The sequence below is a fragment of the Microbulbifer sp. genome (assembly GCF_051659245.1).
Classification (GTDB): Bacteria; Pseudomonadota; Gammaproteobacteria; order Pseudomonadales; family Cellvibrionaceae; genus Microbulbifer.
Genome location: NZ_JBOFOC010000057.1, coordinates 1 through 3,962 on the forward strand (window position 1 = coordinate 1; position 3,962 = coordinate 3,962).

The following is a 3,962-nucleotide window of genomic DNA, read 5'->3' on the forward strand; positions in this document are numbered from 1 at the left end:
GCGAATGAATGGGCTTGATCCCCACGCCTACCTGAAGGATGTTCTGGATCGGCTACCGACCCAGCGCGCCAGCGCTATCAGGGAACTGTTGCCACATAACTGGCAACCAGCTGACAAGGTGTGATCGCCGGACGCTTACCCTACAACGCTAGTGGGCCTGTTGGCCAGCTGATGCTTCTTCCACCAAAGATAAAACCCGGTAAAAAACAACAGCCCCGGCGCCAGTCCGGTAATCAATACCAGCAAGCGCCCGATCAGGCCCAGCGCGTCGCCGTTGTGCAGCGGGAACTGCCAGGTGAGAAACTGGTTGCCGGCGGCGATTTTGGTTACGTCGTGGACCATCAATATTTCACCGCTGTACTGGTCCAGGCGCACAAAGCTGGCGCCGTGGTTGCGCCAGGGTTCGCCTTCCTGCCTGAAGGTCAGTCCGTAGCTGTCGGCGGCGCTTTGCGGCAGGTAGATGCGCTTCAGCTCTCCCTGCGGAAATATTTTCCTGCCTATGGCCACGGCGCTGTCGGGGTCCAGGGGCGGTGCGCCGGTGATCTGCGATTGACCCCAGGAGCCGCGCGGCTCCAGCGGCATCATCCAGCTCACCAGTTTTTCCACTTGCAGCGGAAACACGATGCTGACACCGGAAAAGGCGATCATCAGCAGCACCGGCAGCAGGTAGATACCACACACCTTGTGCAGGTCGAAGTAGAAGCGGAAGCGATTGCCGTCGCGCTTGATGGTGAAAGCGCGTTTCCAGCGTCTCCCCCGCGGCCACCAGATCACCAGTCCGCTGATGCAAAAGATCAGTAACGCCAAACCCATAAAGCCGACCACCGTCTTGCCGGTATTGCCGGCCAGCAGCGTGTAGTGCAGCCGGTAGATCCAGCTCATGGTGTACTCGCCCCAGCCGCGCACGGCCAGGACCCGGGCCTCGGTGGGGGAAACACTGACCTCTATCGGGCCCGGCGCGCCCTCGGGACCGGGAAAGCGCACCACATGGGGGCTGCCCTCGGCGCGGGCGATATGGACACGCTGGGGCGTGCTGCCGGGCACGGCTGCGCGCGCGGCGGCCACTATTTCGGTGAAGGTGGCGGGGCTGTCGGAAGGGGAGAAGTCGACGGTCTCCGGTGCGAGTTTTTCGTCCAGCGCGTGGTCGAACACCAGCAGGCTGCCGGTGGCGCCGATCATCGTCAGCAGCAGGCCGAGAGTCAGTCCCGCGTATTTGTGCAGGGTAAAAAATATTTTCCGCATTTGAGTTTTCGCATGAACTCTTTGCCTGCTTGCAGGCGAATATGGGAGTTAGAATAAACGCGAGTAGGACAGGTTTACGCTGCGGCCCAGTCCCTTGAAGTAGGTGGTGTCTCGCCCGACAGTCTGCGCATGGTAGGTGAAGTAGTCCTCGTTGGTGAGATTCTGCAACCCGAGCGTGAAATCGCCGTCCAGGGCTTTGAGGTTGGCGCTCAGGTCGATGGTAGTGTAGCCGTCGAACTCGGCAACGGTCTCGCCCGCGCTGTTTTCGAAATCCCGGTTCAGCAGCAGGTTGGCCTGTAGCCGCGTACTCAGGCGGTCGCTCCAGCTGCGCGCCCAGCTCAGGTTGACGCGGTTCGGGGCGATATTGGCACCGTCCAGATCGCTGTCGACCTTGCCGTCCTGGTCGGAGTCGTAACGGCCATCGCTGTAGGCGTAGCGCAGTTCCAGGGTATCTTTGTCGTCGGCAAACCACTGGCCGCGGAACTCGAGGCCGTCGATCTCGGTTTTCTCCCGCTTGACGGTGTAGATGCCGTCGTCACCGCGGTTCAGCCGTTGGCCGAAATCGGAGTCGGAGACGTAGTAGGCCAGCTGTGCGGCAAATTTTTCCACGCTGAAGTCGACACCGACTTCCTTGTTTTCCGTGAGAATCGGCTGCAGGTCGAGAAAGCTCTTCACACTCTGGCCCGGGACGTCGATGCCCCGCAGCACGCGGCCAACGTCCGGCATGGAATAGCCCTCGGCGTAGTTGGCGAACAGCCGCCAGGCGTCATTGAACTGATAGGTAGCGCCGATATTGCCCAGGGTCTCGCTGAATTCCGGATTGCCGCCCTCGACAAACTGGCCTCCATCGTTGTCGAAGATGGTGGTGAAATCGTCCACCTCGAGTTTGGAGATTTCGCGGCGCAGGCCGGCGGTAATTACCAGTTGGTCGATACCGGTGAACTCCACTTGTGCATAGGGCGCGATATTTTCGTAGCGGGTTTCCGGCACCCAGGCGCGGTCGGTCTGGATCAGCTGCTGCCAGGTTTCGTCTTCGAGGATGTCCAGGCCGTAGGCCAGGCTCACTGGCGCGCCCGCCAACTCGTCCTTGATCAGGGTGATTTTCACCCCCTGCTTTTCCGAGTTGTTCTGGGATTGGTCGAAAATATCCTCTCCGTAGGCCGGGTCCTGGAAAGTGCCGAAGTTGCCGCCGCCGTAGGTACCGGCAAAGTCCTGGCGGAAGGCCTGCATCCGCAGTTTGTGGCCGAGGAAATCCTCGTTGCTGTACTGCAGGTTAATGGTGGTGACCTCGTTGGACGGCGCGTCGCCGGGGACAGTTTCCTCTTTGGCGGAAGCAGGTAAGCCTTCGGCCCTGTTTCCGCTTACCGCCTTCCAGTCGTTGCTGCTTTCGATCTCATAGCGATTGACCGTCAGCTCCAGCCGCTGTCCGTCCCAGCTGTGGCCTACCTTGATAAAGGTGTTCAGGGCCTCGCTGTCCATGGTGTCGCCCTGGGTGTTGTCGAAGCCGATTATCTCGCCGTCGGCATCGTAGCCGAGGCCGCTCTCGCGGTAGCTGACGCTGCCCAGCAGGTCGATGCCGCCGAACTCGCCGGACAGGCTGTAGCTGCCGCTGTGGCTCAGGCTCTCGCCGGTGTCCTCGGGCTGGAAGGCGGATTCCACCCGCAGGCTCTGCTGTAACTCGCCGCTGGGCTTTCTGGTCACCAGGTTGATGATGCCGCCGGAGGCCCCCATGCCGTGGATTGCGTTGGCGCCGTGAATCACTTCCACCCGCTCCAGCATCAGCGGGTCTATGGTGTGACCGTCGCGGCCGCCGTTACGCAGCGGGTTGGATTGGGGCACGCCGTCAATCATGTACAGCGGCTTGCGCCCGCGCAGGCTCTCGCCGGCGTTGGTCAGCTTCTGGCGGCTGGGAGAGAAGCTGGGCACCAGGTTGCCGAGAATGGTGGAGAGGTCGCTGCTTACGCCGATCTGTTCGGCCAGGGCCTCGCGGTCGATCAGGGTGACGGTGTTGGGCACCGAGCTGAGGGGCCGCTCAGTGCGGCCGGCGGTTACCACCACCTCCTCTTCGACGCGCTGCTCTTCGGCCAGGGCCGGGATGGAAATGAGGGAAATGGCCAGCGCTAGAGTGGTCTTTGTACCGCGCATAGGAGCTCCTGTGGAAACAGATCTGCCGCCCGGGTCGCCGGGCTGATGGGGGTTTGAAAGGTTGGCGATACTAAATTAAATGAGAATCTATATCAATTGCATTCTTATGGGATGGCGGTAGAAGAAGTGCTGTTTCTTCTATCTATACTGTGCGACGGGCGGCTCCAACAAGATGGCGTGTGAATAAATGCCTGATGTGACTTGACTCGCCGGGGCGACGCCCCTAGAATGCGCAGCCTCTTGAGCGGTTGGGGCAACCCACCGCAGAGAAGCGAAGAGCACCAGGCTTCGTTTCTCAGAGTTGATGCGGGGTGGAGCAGCCTGGTAGCTCGTCGGGCTCATAACCCGAAGGTCGTAGGTTCAAATCCTGCCCCCGCTACCAAATTTAGGTGCCAGTGGTCTTTAGGTAGACGCCCGACGCGGGCTCCCTTTTCACCTCTGGCCGGCATGGCCGGGCGAAGGTCGTAGGTTCAAATCCTGCCCCCGCTACCAAATTTAGGTGCCAGTGGTCTTTAGGTAGACGCCCGACGCGGGCTCCCTTTTCACCTCTGGCCGGCATGGCCGGGCGAAGGTCG

3 protein-coding genes and 1 tRNA gene are annotated in these 3,962 nt (G+C 61.0%); 2 read left to right on the top strand and 2 right to left on the bottom strand.

Features of this window, described 5'->3' with window-relative positions:
• A partial coding sequence (locus ACRC0P_RS05585; protein ID WP_438628798.1) for a transposase domain-containing protein occupies positions 1 to 124 on the top strand: 124 nt, incomplete at its 5' end.
• Between the two features lie 11 nt (positions 125 to 135).
• Here the strand turns inward: ACRC0P_RS05585 and ACRC0P_RS05590 are convergent.
• Both ACRC0P_RS05590 and ACRC0P_RS05595 read right to left on the bottom strand, forming a co-directional pair.
• Positions 136 to 1,242, bottom strand: coding sequence for a PepSY-associated TM helix domain-containing protein (locus ACRC0P_RS05590; protein WP_438628796.1), 1,107 nt, complete (start codon positions 1,240 to 1,242; stop codon positions 136 to 138).
• A 48-nt stretch (positions 1,243 to 1,290) separates the two neighbouring features.
• Entirely contained in the window at positions 1,291 to 3,387 is a 2,097-nt protein-coding gene (locus tag ACRC0P_RS05595) for a TonB-dependent receptor (RefSeq protein WP_438628797.1), read from the bottom strand.
• Between the two features lie 305 nt (positions 3,388 to 3,692).
• On the opposite strand from ACRC0P_RS05595, the gene ACRC0P_RS05600 reads away from it, so the two are divergent.
• A tRNA-Met gene (locus tag ACRC0P_RS05600) sits at positions 3,693 to 3,769 on the top strand.
• The last annotated feature ends 193 nt before the right edge of the window (positions 3,770 to 3,962 follow it).